Source organism: Arthrobacter sp. MMS18-M83 (genome assembly GCF_026683955.1).
Taxonomy (GTDB): Bacteria; Actinomycetota; Actinomycetes; order Actinomycetales; family Micrococcaceae; genus Arthrobacter.
The window spans coordinates 3,762,777-3,780,699 of record NZ_CP113343.1; the positions used below are offsets into that span (position 1 = coordinate 3,762,777).

Consider the following 17,923-nt stretch of genomic DNA (forward strand, 5'->3'; position numbering starts at 1 on the left):
GATCTGCTAGCGGGCGAGATTTCAGCATTCGGTTCAGCATTCGGTGACGTTGACGGCGAGTCCGCCGCGCGAGGTTTCCTTGTACTTGCTCTTCATGTCCGCGCCGGTTTCGCACATGGTCTTGATGGCGGTGTCGAGGGAAACATGGTGGATCCCATCGCCGCGGAGGCTAATCCTGGCAGCGTTGATGGCTTTGTTGCTGGCCGCGGCGTTGCGCTCGATGCAGGGGATCTGGACGACTCCTCCCACGGGGTCGCACGTGAGGCCAAGGTTGTGTTCGATGCCTATTTCGGCGGCATTCTCCACTTGTTGTGGAGTACCGCCGAGGATTTCGCAGAGTGCGCCGGCCGCCATGGAGCAGGCTGAGCCGACTTCGCCTTGGCAGCCGACTTCAGCGCCGGAAGAGGCGTTGGTTTTGAACAGGGCGCCGATGGCTGCCGCGGTCAGGAGGAACCGGGCGACGTGTTCTTCCGGCCGAAACCTGAGCCGGTCTCCGGGTAGGGGTGCACGAAGCCGAGGGTGGCCCGGCCGTTTTCGTCGATGAGCCTGCCAAGGTGTTTGCTCATCCCGAAAACCACGCTTCGATCCACGATCCTGGCGCTGGGGACGGCTGCTTCCAGGGCTGCTTCGAACCGCATGACGTCGGTGAGCTCCCGCAGCCAAACGGCGACCACCATGTTGTACTGGCTTGCCACGGCCAGTGCCGTCCGGGCCTCGGGAATCCGTGCCATGAGCCCATGCATTTGCTCGATGTGTTTGGCCGGGGTGCGGACGAAGTACCAGGCATAGACGGGCCACCCGGTGCCGCTACGGGCCACGTCGGTCCGGATCCGCACTCTGCCCTCGGCGCGCATCCTGGCCAGGCCGTCAGCCACCCGCTGTTCGCTGAGCCCGTGTTCGGCAGCGATACGGCTGATGGGGCGGCGACCGTCCTCGATGAGGCAATGCATGAGGGCCATTTCCACATCGGGATGTACTGTCCGCGGCGCCCGCGCCCGGGGCGGCTTGGGCTTGGCGATCTTAGCCGCCTCCTGCGTCGAGAGGGCGCGCAGCCTCCAGTCGGAAGCTTCCATGATCAGTTCGGTGACCAGGTGCGTCTGGGTGTTCCGGACTCCTTCCAGTGCGCCGATTTGATTGGTCACCACATCCCAAACAGCCCTGGGGTTCTCTGCCAGCACCGTGGCTAGCAGGTCCCGCCCACCGGAGGTGTGGTCAAGGGTCATGACAGCGGGTAGTTGCGCCATCTGCTGTGCTACTTCGCCCGTGTGCTGGGGCATACAGGTGATATCCACCAACGCTGAAGCACCTGCGGGGAAAATTCCAGTTACCCACGCCAGACCACGCTCCCGAAGGGACTCCCAGCGGCGGGCAAGCGTCACGGCGTCGACGCCAATTACCGGGGCCAACTCACTCCACGATGCCCGGCCCTCGATCTGCAAAGCATGGATAATGCGCTCCTCAAGGGGACCGAGCATGTATTCCTTCATAAATGAAAGACTATCCTTAGAAAACTGCGACTTCATCGGTCGGAAACACGCTGCCGCCATGATTGTGTGATCCCGTTCACTACTCATTAATATCGGAGTGCATATGCGTTCACTTGCGCAGACCTCAAAGCCGGCTGGGGGAGTTGTTGGCTTCTTGGTCGTCATGGAGCTCGGCAGCGGTATCCTGCAGGGCTGGCTGAGTCCGCTGTTTTCCTCGATCGGACAGCATTACGGTGTGTCGGCCGCAGCCCTGAACTGGATCAGCGCGGCCTACCTGCTGTCGACGGTGCTGGTGGTCCCTTTGCTTTCGAAGCTGGGAGACATCTTCGGCCACAAGCGTCTCCTGATGATCTCCACAGCAATCGTTGCCGGGGCGTCGGTCCTGGTGGCGCTGGCGCCGAGCTACGAGCTGTTCCTCTTGGGCCGGGCCATCCAGGCGCCGTTGGCTGTCTTTCTTCCCCTTGAATTCGCAATCGTTCATCAGCGCAACTCGGAGCGTTCAGGCCGAAGCATCGGCAGGCTGGTAGCGGCCTTGACGTTGGGGGCGACGCTGGGCGGGTTGCTGTCCGGCTTTGTCCTCGACGCCACAGGCAGCCTCTCGGTAGCGCTGCTCATGCCGGCCATCTTCGTTGCCCTCTGCGTTCCAGGTGTCGCGATCTTCGTGAAGGAGAGCCCGCTGCGGACCCAGGGCCGGGTTGATTACCTCGGAGCACTACTGCTTGGCGGTGGCTTGGTCGCCGTACTGGGCAGCGCCTCCAATCTTGCGACATGGCCTCCGCTGGCCACAGCCGCAGCAATGCTCGTGGGCGGCATCCTGCTGGTGGCCTGGGTGGTGTCCGCCCGCCGCATCCAACATCCACTTGTGGACCTGAACATGCTGCTCCGCGGCGGCATTGGACTGCCGATCTTCGTCGCGTTCCTCTACGGCGCACAACTGTTTGGCGCCCAGGCACCCATCTCGGTCTACCTGCGCTCCGATCCTTCTACCCAAGGCTTTGGTTTCGGTGCGTCCGCGTCCACTGCCGGGCTGGTACTGAGCGTCCTCGCCGTATCCGCTTTCGTCGGAGCTTCGCTGGGTGACCTCGTTTCCAAAGTCTTGGGCGGTGCCCGCACCGTTGCCTTGGGCGGCCTGCTTGGGGCCATCGCCTTCGCGTTGATGATCCTGGTTCCGGGAAATCTGCTGACCTTCGGAGTGTGGCTCGCCATCTCCGGCCTCGGGTCGGGCCTCATCAGCAGCTCGCTGCCAACCCTGGTAGTCCAGCGCGCCAAGGCCGATTCCGTCGGCATCGCTTCCGGGCTCTACAACACTGCACGCACTGCCGCAGGCGGCGTTGCCGGAGCGCTCTTCGCTCTGCTGATGTCCGCCCTTTCAACACCCACAGCAACCGGCGCCCGCGCGGCCACGCAGTTTTCCTTCCACGCCGTGTGGTGGATCTGCGCCGGACTCTCCATCGCTTTCGCCGTCGCCGTCCTCTTCATCAAGCGCGCACAAGTCGACGCTCCAGCCGCCCAGCCGACCGCCGTTGTCGAAGCCCTCGAACCCATCAACTAACCGGATAAAGGAATACGATGACCATCTCCATGGACACCACGATCACCAGCCAGCAACTAACCGGATAAAGGAATACGATGACCATCTCCATGGACACCACGATCACCAGCCAGCAACTCCGCGAAATTGTAAGGACCTCCGTTGAGGACGCCGGGCCGTCACTCCTGGAACTCAGCCACAAGATCCATTCCCTGGCCGAGGTCTCCTGGGAAGAGCACCAATCAGCCTCGCTCGTTGCCACCTTCCTGCGTGAAAACGGCTTTGATGTTACCGAGGCCGCATACGGGGTACCCACTTCCGTCGAGGCCGTGTACGGCACCGGTGAGCTGACAGTCGTCGTCTGCGCCGAGTACGACGCACTGCCGGAAGTCGGCCACGCCTGCGGCCACAACATGATCGCCGCCGCAGGAGTCGGCGCCGCTCTGGCCCTCAAACCAGTGGCCGACGCCGCCGGAATGCGCATCAAGCTCCTGGGCACCCCGGCCGAAGAACACGGCGGAGGCAAAGTATCACTGCTACAGGCCGGCGCATGGGAAGACGCATCCTTCTCCCTCATGGTCCACGGTGCCACCGGCCCCGACCGCAGCGTCGCAGCCATGGGCGCCGCCGCCGTCGAACGATTTCAAGTGCAGTACAAAGGCAGCGAAGCCCACGCAGCCGGAGCACCAGACAAAGCCATCAACGCTGGAGCCGCCGCAAGCCTCGCCATGGTGAACATGGCCATGCTCCGCCAGCACCTCCCAGCGAACGCCAACATCAACGCCTTCATTTCCCACGGTGGAGGAGCCACCAACGTCATCGCCGGCGAAACCACACTTCAAGTGGAAGTCCGCGCCCGGGACATCGACGTATGGCGGGACCTCAAGCGCCGAGTGCTGGCATGCTTCGAAGGCGCCGCCATCGCCACCGGATGCACCTGGACGCACCACCAAACTGAACACCCCTACGCGCCGCTCAACACCCACGAAGGGCTGGGTAAGGCCTGGGACAGCAACATGGAGGAAATCGGCCGACCGGTCGACACGACCCCGATCTTCGGTGGCGGTTCCACGGACATGGGCAACGTCTCCCAAGTACTCCCTGCCCTGCACGGCATGGTCTCTGTCCGCAACAGCACCGCCGTGCCGCACCACCCAGACTTCACGGCGGCAGCATCGTCGCCCGAAGGCGACCAAATGGTTCTCGACGGCGCGACCGTCATGGCCCTGACCGTCTTGGACGCCGCCCTCGACCCGGCACTCCGGGCTGAACTGCTGGAATTGCAGGCCGCCCGCGAACCGGGCGCCACGACAAGCACATTGGAAGCGTGAGCTAAGGCTTCCCAGCCGGAGTTGCGACGCAGACGCAGGGCTAGGGCCGTTTCGATGATCTGCAGGGTTCCTTCTCCGAGGCCGATGATCTCGGTCAAGAGGTCTTCCCTTGACCGGGTGATCAGTTGTCCCACGGAATTAACTCCGCCGCGCAGGAGGGCATTTGCGGCCCGCGATGGCAGCGCCAGTTCAGTGATGGGACGAGCGCGGTTCAGTTCGCGTTCCCGGAGCATCCGGGCAGTCGGGCGCCTGTGGGTTGTCTTGACAGACGGGCCCGGCGGCAAGGCCCGGGATACTGACGGGGCGCCCGGATGTGTCGATGTGGCGTCGGGGCGCCCGGATATGTCGTGAGGGTCTGGTGTCATGGTGCTTCTCCAGGCGCGGTCGGGTGCGTCAGTGACTGCGGGGAGGTTCGTATGCACTGCGGGCTGGGGCGGCGCGCCGATGCGACCTTACACCGGCTACTGGGAGTGCGTTCGGGCTAACCTTCCGCGGCTCTGGACACCAGGTCTTCGAAGGCGCCGGTCTGGGCGTGTACGGGCCCACACCGCGAGGGTTTTGGTCTTGGATGCGCGGCAGCGTTCTTGGCGGATGTGACCAACCCTACAGAAGACCCGTCAACGCGAAAAGCAGTTCCGACGAAGACCATTGCCACAGCCTGCCCGGGGTACCGGTGGGTTGCCGCGGGGTGGGGCGGCGGGCTTCACGATCAGCCAGTGAAGTTTCAGGCGTCCGTGACCAGGATCATGGTGCGCCCGCGCCCGCCGCCGCTTGCGTGGGCGGGGCAAAAAATTACGTGGTTGAAACGCATCCGCAACAGCGCCGAGGGAGGCTTAGCGCATGGCCTGAGCTAAGAGTGCCTCAGCTGACAGGACCAGTGCGGGGGTGTGGGCCGGGGTGCTGCGTACTGCCAGGGGAAGGAGGGACCAGCGGTGATAAGGAAAAAGACGCCGGTCAGGGCGGGCCGGCCGCCGAGTTGGGGTGTGAAGTGTGCGGGCGGTTGCCGGAACCGCCTAAACACCGGCTTACCCTGGCGAGTATCGCAACGATGGTCCCTCTGGAACTGGTCGTGAACACCTTGGCGGTGAACACGGAGTTGCCGTTCGCGGTGAAGGTCCTGGTGTTGACCGTGGCTACGAGCCTGCTGGGCATCTGGGTGGCGGAGCCTTCCGTGCGGCGGCTCCTGCGCGGATGGCTGCACGCGCCGGCGCTGCGCCACCGCAGGCGCCTGACGGAGGCGCCGGCTCTCTGGCGCGCCCGGACCTACCTTGACGATCAGCCCGGCGCCCTGGAACGGGTGACCGGCGCCCTTGCACACCGGGGCGTCAATATCCTTAGCATCCATGTGCACCTCCTTCAGGACGGGGTCCTGGACGAACTTATCCTCTCGGCTCCGGACGGTCTCACCGAAAGGCGGCTGCTCGCCGCCCTGCAGAGCGGTGGCGGCCGGGAGTCCAGGGTCTGGCCGACGACCGCCCTCGCCCTTGCTGACGGTCAGACCAGGGCTTTGTCTCTGGCCGCCCATCTCGTGGCAAACACGGATGAACTTCCGCTCACCGTCGCTGAGCATCTCGGCGCCACGGTCCTTACCGACGCCCCGCAGCGGCCCGGGCAGCCAACAGCCGAGATTCCGGGCACAGTGTTGAAAATCCCTTCATCCAGGGGTCCGCTCTTCTTTTTCCGGGCTGCCGAGCCGTTCACCCCGGCAGAGTCCGCCCGGGCGCACCGGCTCGCGGAACTCGCCGAAGTCGTCGAACTCACCGCGCTGGCCAAAGAACGCCCCGCAGCCAAGGCGCGTACCTGACCACGCTCTGTGCTCGGTGATAGGGGAGGGGCACCCTGACAGGTTTTCTCAGTTCAACCGTATGAAGGGGCCAGTGATGAGGGTAGGACTTATCAGGGCGTTGACGACCTCGGACCGGCGGATACTTCACGCGCACGCGGACCTGCTGGCCGGAAGTTTCGGGTTTGACGTGCTCACCCGTTGTATCCCGGACCAGCCGTTCGGAGTATACGATGATGCCTCATCCCGGACCGCGGCCCCGAAAGTGGCGGCCCTGGCCCAGCAGATGGCAGGCGGGGTTGATGCGTTGATCATCAGTTGCTGCGCCGACCCGGGGCTGACCGAAACACGGGCCGTCCTCGATATACCTGTCATTGGCGCCGGGTCCGCCGCGGCGGCTGCAGCCCTGGCATTCGGGGGCCGGGCAGGGGTCCTTGGCCTAACACACCAGGCGCCGGGCCCGATCGCTGAAGCCCTCGGGGAGACCATGCTGCTCATCGATGGACCCGACAGTTCCGGGATCCCCGAGGGGTTTCTCACTCCCACGGGGATCTTCGATGCCTTGGCCCAGGCGCACATGCTCGTTGACGCCGGCGCGGAACTTATCGTCCCAGGCAGCACCGGGCTGTCGAGCATCGGGATGACCGCCGTCCTCCGGGACAGGCTCGGGGTGCCGGTCATCGATCCGGTCACCGCGGCCGGATCTGTCCTCCTTTCCGGAGCGGCCGCCCGAACAATGCAACTGGTCTGAAAACACGACCCCGCGCACGTAACGCGCATGACCATGAACCCGCACTGCTCCAGGTCCACCCGGCCGGTGCCCCCTGGGCCCCTGAGTACACCCGTACCCGTTGGTCTCCTATACAAGAAAATGACGTCAAAGAAACAGGACGGCAACACCGGTGGAGCATCCTAATCTCAACGTGCAAAGAAGGGAGCCAGCCGTGGCTGCAACCGAGGAATCAACCATCCGGACGTGCGAGGATCTACGCTACGGCGACGAAATTGAGGCGTGGCATGAGGGCAGGCTCTTACACAGAGGAACGGTGAGCCAGACCTTGCCCACCATGGGAAATGTTCTGGATCCTGTGCTCCAGAACCGGGACGCGCAAACTCGTAGATGTGGAAGCATCCGAGATCATCCGGATCTCCGCTCCCACAAACCCGGGTCCTGGCAGACTTGAAAGGGCGCTGGCCGGGTGACCCGGAACGCGCCGCCGGCCCGCATCAGGGCAAGCACCGACCAGAAATCCGAACACCTCAAGAGTATGTACCAGAAACAAGGCCTGCAGCCCGTCCCGGAGCGACCTCGCCGTCTCCTTGTGAATGCGATTGCCGGGCTGGCAGGGATGATGGCCGGATCTCTATACGCAGGAGATCCACCATGAACACCGTCCTGGGCAGACCGGCCGGCTTCCTCCCGGCATCGAAATGGCCCACACTTGTGCACAAAAGAGATTTCTCTCCTACATCGGCGGAAGGCGGGTCAGGTGGCGGCCTCTTTGATCTCACTTGCAGCACTCGTTGGGCCCCAGGACCTCAAACCCGCAGCCCATGCCCTGCGGAACATCAAAGCCACGGACCTGCCCCCACTCGCGGAACTCTATGTCCACTCCTACGGCGACGGAACATCCCCTCGGGACAGGGAAAAAGCCGCGCACAGGATCAGCGCCGTCCTCAAAGGCTCCCACGGAACCCTCATCCCGCAGGCCTCCCTGCTAACTGCCGACGCGGAAGGCCGTATCATCGCCGCCATCCTCACCACGGCGCGGGACTTTGGAACAGCCGGACCTGGCACGGCTTTCATCGCAGAACTTTTCACCGACCCCGATCACCGCAGACAGGGCCTCGCAGAAGAACTCCTCAACCACGCCCTGCAGGCCCTTCACGATACGGGCCACCGAACCGTGGCCGTCACCGTTGACAGCACCAACGCTGCCGCCGTCGCCCTCTACCTCTCCCGGGACTTCCGCCGCCCCACCCAGCCCGCAGAGAACAACTAACCACCCTTCCCCTCCACACGGATGAAGACCTGCATGAGCAGGACTTCATCGACCTCACCGACCGTCTGACCTCACAGGAAACCGGCATCGTCCCCGCACCCTCGCTGCCCCTGCCTGGACGAGCAGTGCGATTTAACCGCTACCTGAAGTAACAGTCACAGACAGTTGCTTGCCGGCGCCGTCAGGCGGGGGTGCACTGCAACTACGGGTTCAGGTTTTCGGGATTGAGTACAGCGGCCTGGCCGTCGGTGAAGAACCCGTCGCCGGTTGGGTTGTGTCCCTGCTGGGCGTCCACGACGTGCACCAAGTGGGGCTGTGCCACTTTCAGCGATTGCAGGATGTATGCCCTTTCCGCGTCGATATTCGGGTCGATGTGGTGGGTTGGCAATCCTGATTTCGTTCCTATCCCGATGCCGCGGTCGAAGCTGGCCGTGGCGACCCACACGGGTTGGCCGCCGATGGTGAAATTGGTTCTCCAGATCCTTGTGTGGTGCCGCTGTACGAGGGTGTTGGCGTCGGTGGGTTTTTCGAATGCCACTGTCTCGGGCCGGGCATCCAGATAGGACGGCGTGACCGGAGCGGTGAGGTACTGCTCGTTGCGTACTGCGACGAGGATGGAACGCAGGGTGTTGCCCAGGGTCGAGGGGTCGGCTTTGTACCATCCGGCCCTTTTGAACAGGTCCTCGATCTGCTGCTGGCTGCCGAGGTAGATGAAGTTTATCGGTTCCATTCTGGCCCCGGTCAACGTTTCGCTGTAGATGGGCAACTGCCTGATGGCGGCCGCGTCCAACGCAGGCAACGCCTGGGCTGTCTCCTGACGTTCAAGGACGGTCAGGGGCGTGAGCTGGGCGCCGAATATTCCGGCGAACAGCAAGGGAGCGGCAACGGCGATTAACAGCGGCTGTTTGACCGCGGCGCTGAGTCTCACCGGTTGGACCAGGTGCAACCGGTCGTTGATCTCCAACGGTGTGATGATGCCGGCGAGAAGAAACAAACCCAGGCCGAGACTGCCCAGGATGTCGCTGGGGTAGTGGACGCCCCCAAATATATCCGACTGATTCCGACCAGCAAGACGGCGGTTAGCGCTGCCAGGACGATCAGCAGCCTGGCTATGGAGGACTTGATGGCGCGGCACAGCAGGTAGGCGGTGAGTCCGCCTATGACGGTCGCTGTCAGGGTGTGTCCGCTGGGAAAACTGAAGCTGTTTCGGTCAGCAAGCCCAGGGAGCGGTCCGGCCGGGGCCGTGCGACGATCTGCTGGATCACCGTGGAGGTGGCGCGTTCCAGGCCAAAGGCGGCCGCCAGCAGGACCGGTACCCACCATTGCCGCCGCCGCCAGGACGCCAGGCTCAGGATGATGAGGAACACGATAACCGACGTCGAACTCGCGGCAAAGGTAACGAAAATGAAGAACGTGTTCTGTCCGTCGGTGCGGATGTCCGGCACGAGATTGAGGATCCGCTGGTCGATGCCGGCGAACGAGGTCTTCAGGACGACCGCTCGTGTGACGCTGATGAAAAGCCAGAGGGCCGCGGCCGCGGCCGCGGCGCCGATGGTTAGGACGAGCCCGGTTGGCCGTTTCATCGAGAGCCGGCGGCCGGCCCAGCCGACGAGGCGCGGGCGGCGTCGGCGGAGCCGTACGACGTAGGCGTTGGCCGAGACGCCTTCCCAGGCGGAGATCAGTATCGACCACGCGATTTGCAGCGGTGTGCGCAGGACCATGATCAGGCTGAAGACGAACAGGATACATGGCAAGGAGATGCAGTGTCTTCGCGGCGCGGCCATATTCAGCGAACGCTGCCCCGAGCGGGGTGGGTTTGCCGTCGCGGCCGAGCAGCACACCCATCGCCGTCGTTTTGGTGCCGTATCGATTGCGCCTCTTCATGAGCAGGTCCTTTGTCCGGTCGTTCCGATGGCGGTGCGGGAAGGATGATGAGGACCCTCCCCGCACCGCCGGGTGGCAGATTACGCACTGCCATGTCGGTGAACGCCTTCCACCTGATCGTGTCCGGCAACAATATGCTCACCGAAAGTCCGCCAGCGTCTGACGCAGGAGACCGAAGACTGCTGCTCTGGGCCGGCGAGACGCTCTCGGACCGCGGTTTCGCCTCGACAACCCCACCGGCAAGCTGCAGGCGGCGTGGAACGTCAAAGAAGAGTTGCGCGCTCCGCTGCGCACCGGCTCGATCCAGGACGCCCACGCCGCGAAGGACAGGCGCGGGGAACTCGTTGAAATAGCCGCCCGACCCAAGGCGACACGGCTCTGGCGCACTGTCTGCCGCTGGTGGAAGGAAATCGAGGCCCCGCTATCAAACACTTGAAACGGTCAGGACGCGGATTCGTCAATAGCCGGAACTACACCACCCGCATTATGCTCAGAAGCGCCGCCAGAACGGCGGCCTGAACATTCACCGCACGGTGGAATTCGCCACGAACCGCGGAGAACCGGCTTAGACGCTCTGCATTTCAAGTTCGTTTTGGTGGGCGCCGACTTTTGCACGGCGGATCGGTGGCGCCAGGACGTCGTCGGGGATCGGGCAAATATAAGGAGTTTCTGCCGTGATTGCGTCGAACTCAGATTTGGCGTGGGCAATCAGCGCAGGGTCGGACAATAGGGAGACAGCGGTTCCGGCCATCGCTTTTGCAGCATAGATCATGCCTTTGTGGGCTGCAGGCAACTTGCCTTGGGCGACGACTTGCCAGGTGTGGAACGGGGTGCCTAGGGCGAAGCCCGCAGCCATGATCTGAACGGTGGGCACTGACCAGCTGACGTCGCCAACATCGCTTGATCCGGTCAGTTGCAGGCGCGGCAGCGTGTCCGGGGCCGGTATTTCGTCGTGGAGGGCCTTTTCCTCGTTTGGGCTCCATCCGATGGAGGTCTTGGCGTTGCGTACTTCCCGGCGATCCAGTCCTGCAGTGAAACGGGCGGCGGTAGCCTGGTCCGCGGCGTCGAACGGTACGCCGCCGAGGGCCTTTACGTTCTGATATAGAACCTGTTCGAGGGCATCGTTGGGAAGAATTTCGGAGCACGCGCCGTCAAATTCGACAGTAAGTTCGGTTTCGGTCATTAGGGCAGCTCCCTGTGCCACCTTGAGCACCCGTTCGTAGAGGGCGCGCATTTGCTGCCCGTCCGTGGCCCGAATGATGTAGTACGCCGAGGCCTGGGGCTGCACGACGTTGGGGGATAGGCCGCCGGCGTCAGTGATGGCGTAGTGGATCCGTGCGGTGTCGGGCATGTGTTCCCGCAGGAAATTGGTGCCCACGTTCAGGAGTTCAACAGCGTCAAGCGCGCTGCGGCCCATGTGTGGTGATGCGCCAGCGTGCGCCGCGACACCTTTGTAGTGGAAGTACACCTGGGTGTAGGCCAGCATCAGGTTCTGTTTCCACAGGGTGCTGGCGAATGGGTGCCAGGTTATTGCGGTGTCGACCCCGGCGAAAGCCCGGCCTTTGACCATGAAGCTCTTGCCGGCCGCTGCTTCCTCAGCGGGGCACCCGTAGTACCGTACCCGGCCTGGCAGGCCGTTCTTTTCCAGATACCGGGCGGTGGCGACGGCCGCAAGCAGCGAGCCGGCGCCCAGCAGGTGATGGCCGCAACCCTGCCCGTTTCCGGAGTGGTTGCCCGGGGCCGGGCAGCGCTCAGGGTTTCCACTGTCCTGGCTTAGCTCTGCCAAGGCGTCATACTCTCCAAGGAATGCGATCACGGGGCCTGTAGAACCCTTTTCGGCAACGAACGCGGTGGGGATCCCTGCGACATCACGCGTGATGGAGAACCCGTACTTCTGAGCCACTGTAATCTGTCGGGCGACCGCGGTATGTTCCTCCCAGCGCAGCTCGGGCTCGTCCCAGATCGCGTCAGACAAGGCAGTGAATTCCGGGGCCAAGGCCTCGACGTCGGCAATTAGATGATTCAGGTGCTCCATAATTTGTTTCCTTCCGTAGAACTTCAGAGGGGTCATGAGGTAGGCAGGCGGTCAGGGGAAGCCTGGTTGCGGATGAACGCGCCATCGGGAGAAGGTGCACATCCCGGGCATGGCGCAACCACCCGAGGGCAAGTGTTGTAACTGTTGAGGGCATCAGTTGCCGGTCAAGATAGTGGCCGCGGACTAGCCGGGCGCTCTCAGATGGCCTTCCACGCTAACGGGGGAGTGGCTGACTTAGCCGATTCGGACGATTTTAGTGCGGGACGGTTGTTGTCGTGGGGACTCCGGTCTCGCTGATCGGCTGCTTTTTTGATCGGGTAAACCAAGCGACGGTTATGGTCAGGATTACTGCGATTGCGGTGGCAAAGAAGGTGATGCCCGGTACCAGTGGCAGTCCGATGAATACGACCAGCCCGGCGATGACCACCGCGACGATGGTTGTGCGGGGGCTTTTCAGGGCAAGAACGCTTTGGAGGACGACTGCTCCGAAGATGGCCGGCAGAATGTACAACCTTGCAGTACTGATCACTGCCGGTGGCAGCAGTCCAACTATTAACGTGCCCAGGACGCCTACAAAGAGGATAAGTGTCGTGATGTGCACTAGAACTGCCCCGATGATGGCGCTTCCGGCGATTAGCTCCGCCCGGCGGGTGCCTGGCTTTTCATTCAGTTGGGTCTGGGCGACGATTGCGGCAGGAAGGAGCTTGTTGGAGATGTTTCCGATCAGGAAGGCCTGATACATAGCGGAGCGGCCAAGGATGGGAAAATACGATACAGGTTCAACGATTGCGAAGAGGCCGAAGGTAGCCACGACGGCACCGACCGCTGTCCACAGTTCCAGGCCTGTGATACCGAGCCCTGTCCCGAAGGTTGCGTATAGCGCAGAGACCAGAGATATCAAGAGTCCGAGCCCCAGGGTTATCGGGCCCCAGATTGAAGTGGTGCGGTCAAAGGCAGCGAGGCCGCTGCGGGTTTGCGTGGAAGCTGACATCGAATGCTTCTTTCTACGGATCAGGCGACCGGCGCGGAGCTGGTCACGAGGTAGGCGACGGCAAGAGAGACGAAAATTGCGATACCCAGGCCCCATTCGCGGAGCCATGGGAGATGGAAGCGCCTAGCAACCAGGAGGCACAGTCCCATGGCTGTGGTTGAAGAGATCACCGTGAGCAGGTGCACCGGTGACTTGAGGGTCTCCTGGAATGTCAAGGTAAAAAACGCCGCCAACAGTGCCGCAGCAGGAACAATGGTCATGACCGCAGGGTTGACTTGGCGGAGCTTGGCGTCGCCCTTGCTCAGAATCGGCGTCAGGATCAGGGTTGCGAGCATCCAGAGAAGACCGCCCATTGTCATGGCAGCAAAGCCCAAGGCGAAGATCTTTTGCGTGTATGTGGGGCCTCCGAGCTGCGCACCTTGCGTTCCCGCCGCCAGTCCTGCTGCCGCGACGTCGAAGGCCGCGGAGCCGACCAAACCAATCCTGGTCAGCACTGCGGGAGTTCCGAACAACGGCAGCAGCGAGATCGCGATAAGGGCCACAGCCAGTGACGGGCCGATCGCCGCCACCGCTCCGGTTCGTACAGAACCTCGAACCTGGGACCGGCTGAGATCGGCATCGCCGGCGGCTCGGTTGATCGCCCTGAAATAGATCACGGACTGAAGGATGATCACCGAGAAAACACCGGCGGCGCAGATCCACAGCACCGGGTGATTGATCAAGGGCTGGATATCCGTCGAGCCCGGATCGACAACTGTAGTAGCCACGCTACTCCTCATAAGTTTGAAAATGGGAACGGAAATTGAGGAAAGTCGGAAACCCCGAGATTCCCGAGGCGTTAGATAAGCACAACTCCCTGTGCCCGCGCCGCTGTTCGGTGGCTTTGGGCAGAGGAACGCCAGAATCGAAAAGGACTGCGCCGCGTGGAGGCGGCATTCTGCAACGACTCAACCAGGCTGGCAACCGTGGTCGGGGCCAATCGTTGACGCTGAATCAGCTCCTCCGTCCTGGGCGCGCAAGTCCTGCCGCCAGCAAACGGTGCCCGGACTCATAAGTACCGGATCGAGTGCTTCAGTGGATTGCTTATGTTGTTTCGTCCATGCGGATTACTTGCGGTGCCAGCCCAAGCGCTAGGTGCGGATGAGTGACTTCGATCATGTACCGCCTGACTGCTCCAGAGTACGATTAGCGTCTAAGAAGAAGTACTGATGTGCAGCAAATGATGCGTAGGAATGATATCCGTGCAGGAATTGGTCTTTGATGAACTTGATTTGGGGCTGATCAACGCCTTGCAGATTCAGCCCCGGGTGTCGTGGGCTGCCTTAGGACGCGTCCTGGACGTAGACCCCGTAACTTTAGGGCGCCGCTGGGAAAGGATTACGAACGAAGGCCTCGCATGGGTGACCGGATACTCCGATGCCAAACTGCAGGCCGGGGCCATAGTGGAAGTCGAGGCGATGCCCGGCAAGCTCATGACGCTCGCCGAGGCCTTGCTGGAGCACCCTGAGGTCGCGACGCTTGACATAACCGCAGGTTCGCGTGACCTTGTGCTCTCGGTTATAGCTCCGACGAGCGACGCCCTCTACCACTACGTGCTGGACCGGCTGGAAAGGCTGGATTTTGTAGCCAAAGTCCATTCAAATCCGATTTCCGATGTCCTCGCAGAGGCAAGCCAATGGCGCCTCCGTGCGCTCGACATGAAGCAAGTGGACGCCCTGCATGCGCTCAAGCCGGAGGCGGGGCGTATGAGGCGTCCGAATGAATTTGACGGAGCTGTGGCTAAGGAGCTGTTTCGTAATGGACGCGCCACGGCGCAGGAGATAGGGACATCTATTGGGGCAAATCCGCGAAGAGTCCGTGAATCCATAGCCAACCAATTATCCTCAGGGACTATCAGGCTAAGGACGGACATCACTCGCTCAGCTTCCGGCTGGCCGGTCAATGCCTGGTATTTCTTGTCCCTTCCCGCCGCCCAAGCAGAACGGGTTGCAAGGCAGTTAAGCCGGCTGGATGAGATCCGCTCCGTGGTGTCAGTAGTTGGTCGGTACAACATCGCCATGACCGTCTGGATGCGAACGCTCAAAGACATCTCAAGGCTCGAGGCTGCCATAGAAGAACAGTTGCCCGGCGTGCGCATCACCGACCGATCTGTGGTCATGCGCACCGCGAAACTAGTGGGCACTCTCCTCGACGAAAACGGACGCCGACGAGGCTACAGCGCGACCTATCTACAGGGCGCCGGCCAAAACTGACAACCAAGGCAGTAAGGCGGCCGGCCGTCAGTTCCCTCGTTGTGGAGACCCACAGCGACGTCCCAGCCGTACAGCCAGCTCAGGAAACGGTGCAGGTCAAGGTGCGCCGGCAGGGGAGGCGCAAAACAGTGTTGTGCGTACATCGGACTCAGCGACGAAGGCAAAGCCGCCGTCGGGGTCTGCCGCGTCACAAGCTTTTCTCCGCATCAAGGCTCCCCGGTCCAGAGCCGGTCCGGATTGACAAGCCGTCCGCGCCAGCCCGCGACCGGTCGGGCTCGACCATCGCCGTACCAGAGTGACTGGACCGACACCGAGAAACTGCACTACCTGCGACAGAGGTGGGCGCGGCCAGACCTGAAGGGCGTGCAAGGGCTCCACCTCTTTGCTCCGAAAGAGCCATATCCTGCAACGAACCAGCGATATCGACCAATTTCTTCATTCCAAGCCTTCCAAGGAACAAAGAGCTGCAATCTATTGCTGATTCAGCGTCCATATTTCAATAATTGTGTCCTCCGTATGCAAGTCGCTGCATACGATGCCGAGATGTCGTCATCTCGGGCAAACAAAATCTGGAGGACTTATGGAACCGGCGTCCGAGCAAGATTTCGCGATCAGTACCGTCCGACACAACCTCGACAGGATCAACGAGCAGGAGCCCGAGCTGGCAGCGTTGATTACCCTCCGCGACGACGAGGCACTGAGCGAGGCGCAGCAACTGGACGAGCTGGCAGGCCGTGGTGAATGGCCGGGCCCTTTGTACGGCATGACCTTGACCGTCAAAGACAACTTTGACGTTGCGGGAACCCGCACCACCAACGGAACGTCGTTCGCCTACTCCACTGATGCATTAGAAGACTGCTTCCTCGTCGAGCGCGTAAAACGCGCCGGAGCGGTGGTGCTGGCCAAAGCAAATCAGTCGGAGTATTGCCTGGCGGTCACCAATCAGAACATCCACCACGGGACGTGCCGTAACGCATGGAACCGAGAGCGCATCTCGGGAGGCTCGAGTGGGGGTTCGGCGGTCAGTGTGGCGGCGGGCTTCGCGACGGCTTCCATCGGGACAGACTCGGGCGGGTCGATTCGTATCCCGGCAAGTCTGAACGGATTGGTCGGTCTGCGCCCCTCCGCGGGGCGCTTGTCCAACCGCCGCACGGGGACGAACAGGATCGCAACCTTCACGGCAGGCGGGCCCATAGCTCACCGCGCGACAGACGTTGCCCGGCTCTTTCAAGTCATGGATGAATTCGACCCGGCGGACGTGACGTCCGCCAACCTGCCGCGGGAGAGGCGCCCCGTGCTGCGTCCGGAAACGCTCGCGGGCCTCAGAATCGGAATTCCGACGAACTTCTTCCTGGACGGCATCGACAGAGAGATCCTTTCCGCCGTTATGACCGGTCTCGACACGCTCGTCGCCTTGGGGGGACGGGTCATCGAAATCAACGTGCCGAGCTCCGAGGTATGTCAGGAGTATATGACTCCGATGCTGACAGCCAATTTCCATGCCCTCTACGGGGAATATCTCGACAGACCTCGCGCGGATACAGACTCTGAGGTCGTCTCCTTTCTGGAGAAGGGTCGATCGGTCACGGCCCGAGAATACTGTGAAGCTGCGATGTTCCGCCAGCAGTACCGTAGGACTCTTGAGGGTGTCTTCGACGAAATTGATGTTCTTCTGTCGCCGACTGTCCCGTCGCAGACTCCGCTGATCGGATGGAAGCCGGACTACGAAGAGTTGTCAGATTTCGTTCGCCTGACCTACCCGCAGGCATTCGCAGGGGTGCCGGCGATCTCGATCCCATGCGGCTTTACATCCGAGGGTATGCCGATCGGGCTCCAACTCACGGGGGGCTATTGGAAAGATGCAACCCTCATTGAGGCTGCTATGGCCTATCAAAGCGTAACCGACTTCCATAAGGCCCGACCGCAGCCCGTCCCATCCGGCACGGGCGCGACGTTGTGACTCCACCTCAATTGTGCAGCCGGTGTCCGGACAATTGGGTTCCGATTGCCAGCAGGCCCCGGCGAAGGCCTGCTGCCAGCCCACCGCGGTCCTGGTAAGACCACTTCAGAAAGCAATACTGGCGGCGAAAGCCTGAGGCCTACTAACGTCCATTGAAAAGAAAACTGTCAGGAAGGCATGGCAGTTTGTAACCGATAACCGCCCGCTGGAACGGCATGATGTTCCCGACCGGGTCCCCGGCACGGGCGAACTGAGTGATGGACGTGAAGGGGGCATCTGCCACAGCTATCGCAGGGTACTCGAGGGGATCTTGTCCGGGCTCCTTCCCAGGCGGCCCATCCCGCTCGGCCACGAGATCCCGGGCGCCGTCACGGCCCTCGGACCCGACGAAACCGGGTTCACGATGGGCCAGAACATCGCCACCCCCTGTGACATCCCCACGCCCGGGACCAGCATGGACGGCAGATTCGCCTAAAGGTCAAAGTTCGTTATTCCGGTGCCGGAAAAGGGGGTGTGAACCGTCCCGGAATCATGCCGCCAGTTTGTTGGCGGCGTCCTCGGGTAACGGGCCGGTTTGTAGAACGTAGTATTTGGCTCACTTTTCGACCGTCACCGACACCTCCTCTGGGTACGAAGCCGCAGAACGTTCAAATTGACCGGGCCGGC

Annotated in this window: 15 protein-coding genes and 2 pseudogenes; 8 read left to right on the forward strand and 9 right to left on the reverse strand. The window is 62.3% G+C overall.

The features are described from left to right. Window positions 1-33 precede the first annotated feature (33 nt). Window positions 34-471, reverse strand: a pseudogene (locus OW521_RS17850) (L-serine ammonia-lyase, iron-sulfur-dependent, subunit alpha); the annotation flags it as partial. After that, window positions 444-1,475 carry an Lrp/AsnC family transcriptional regulator gene (locus tag OW521_RS17855; protein ID WP_268020918.1) on the reverse strand — a complete coding sequence of 344 codons (1,032 nt, stop codon included), beginning with the start codon at window positions 1,473-1,475 and terminating at the stop codon, window positions 444-446. The pseudogene OW521_RS17850 and the gene OW521_RS17855, both read right to left, overlap by 28 nt. Window positions 1,476-1,590: 115 nt before the next feature. On the opposite strand from OW521_RS17855, the gene OW521_RS17860 reads away from it, so the two are divergent. Together OW521_RS17860 and OW521_RS17865 are read left to right on the forward strand one after the other, a co-directional pair. Next, the gene (locus tag OW521_RS17860) at window positions 1,591-3,039 is read left to right on the forward strand and encodes an MFS transporter (protein WP_268020919.1); all 1,449 of its coding nucleotides are present in this window, start codon (window positions 1,591-1,593) and stop codon (window positions 3,037-3,039) included. Between the two features lie 77 nt (window positions 3,040-3,116). Further along, window positions 3,117-4,349, forward strand: a complete 1,233-nt coding sequence (locus tag OW521_RS17865; protein WP_268020920.1) for an amidohydrolase — start codon at window positions 3,117-3,119, stop codon at window positions 4,347-4,349. Window positions 4,350-4,450: 101 nt separating this feature from the next. Here OW521_RS17865 and OW521_RS24440 read toward each other — a convergent pair. After that, window positions 4,451-4,714: pseudogene (locus OW521_RS24440) on the reverse strand (DNA-directed RNA polymerase subunit alpha C-terminal domain-containing protein); the annotation flags it as partial. Between the two features lie 704 nt (window positions 4,715-5,418). Here OW521_RS24440 and OW521_RS17870 point away from each other — a divergent pair. The 3 genes from OW521_RS17870 (at window position 5,419) to OW521_RS17880 (ending at window position 8,135) form a co-directional block, all read left to right on the forward strand. After that, entirely contained in the window at window positions 5,419-6,153 is a 735-nt protein-coding gene (locus OW521_RS17870) for an ACT domain-containing protein (RefSeq protein WP_326493973.1), read from the forward strand. A gap of 76 nt (window positions 6,154-6,229) precedes the next feature. Then, a complete protein-coding gene (locus tag OW521_RS17875) occupies window positions 6,230-6,883 on the forward strand; it encodes an aspartate/glutamate racemase family protein (RefSeq protein WP_268020922.1) in 654 nt (217 codons plus the stop codon). 739 nt (window positions 6,884-7,622) lie between these two features. After that, on the forward strand, window positions 7,623-8,135 hold the full coding sequence (locus OW521_RS17880) for a GNAT family N-acetyltransferase (protein WP_268020923.1): 513 nt from the start codon (window positions 7,623-7,625) through the stop codon (window positions 8,133-8,135). Window positions 8,136-8,337: 202 nt separating this feature from the next. On the opposite strand, the gene OW521_RS17885 is transcribed toward OW521_RS17880, so the two are convergent. The 6 genes from OW521_RS17885 to OW521_RS17905 form a co-directional block, all read right to left on the reverse strand. Further along, window positions 8,338-9,129 carry an LssY C-terminal domain-containing protein gene (locus OW521_RS17885; protein WP_268020924.1) on the reverse strand — a complete coding sequence of 264 codons (792 nt, stop codon included), beginning with the start codon at window positions 9,127-9,129 and terminating at the stop codon, window positions 8,338-8,340. After that, entirely contained in the window at window positions 9,060-9,311 is a 252-nt protein-coding gene (locus OW521_RS24445) for a hypothetical protein (protein WP_442781281.1), read from the reverse strand. Before OW521_RS24445 ends, OW521_RS17885 begins: the two co-directional genes overlap by 70 nt. Beyond that, a complete protein-coding gene (locus OW521_RS17890; RefSeq protein ID WP_268020925.1) occupies window positions 9,308-9,889 on the reverse strand; it encodes a hypothetical protein in 582 nt (193 codons plus the stop codon). The genes OW521_RS24445 and OW521_RS17890 overlap by 4 nt, the downstream gene beginning before the upstream one ends. Before the next feature lie 695 nt (window positions 9,890-10,584). After that, window positions 10,585-12,054 (reverse strand): amidohydrolase, encoded by a 1,470-nt coding sequence (locus OW521_RS17895; RefSeq protein ID WP_268020926.1) that lies wholly within the window; start codon window positions 12,052-12,054, stop codon window positions 10,585-10,587. 253 nt (window positions 12,055-12,307) lie between these two features. Continuing rightward, a complete protein-coding gene (locus OW521_RS17900) occupies window positions 12,308-13,045 on the reverse strand; it encodes a hypothetical protein (RefSeq protein WP_268020927.1) in 738 nt (245 codons plus the stop codon). A gap of 20 nt (window positions 13,046-13,065) precedes the next feature. Then, a complete protein-coding gene (locus OW521_RS17905; RefSeq protein ID WP_268020928.1) occupies window positions 13,066-13,824 on the reverse strand; it encodes a DUF5058 family protein in 759 nt (252 codons plus the stop codon). Between the two features lie 462 nt (window positions 13,825-14,286). Between OW521_RS17905 and OW521_RS17910 the strand changes: the two genes are divergently transcribed. The 3 genes from OW521_RS17910 (at window position 14,287) to OW521_RS17920 (ending at window position 17,732) form a co-directional block, all read left to right on the forward strand. Further along, a complete protein-coding gene (locus tag OW521_RS17910) occupies window positions 14,287-15,297 on the forward strand; it encodes an Lrp/AsnC family transcriptional regulator (RefSeq protein WP_268020929.1) in 1,011 nt (336 codons plus the stop codon). A gap of 580 nt (window positions 15,298-15,877) precedes the next feature. Continuing rightward, window positions 15,878-17,257 (forward strand): amidase, encoded by a 1,380-nt coding sequence (locus OW521_RS17915; RefSeq protein ID WP_268020930.1) that lies wholly within the window; start codon window positions 15,878-15,880, stop codon window positions 17,255-17,257. A 310-nt stretch (window positions 17,258-17,567) separates the two neighbouring features. Continuing rightward, entirely contained in the window at window positions 17,568-17,732 is a 165-nt protein-coding gene (locus OW521_RS17920) for an alcohol dehydrogenase catalytic domain-containing protein (RefSeq protein WP_268020931.1), read from the forward strand. The last annotated feature ends 191 nt before the right edge of the window (window positions 17,733-17,923 follow it).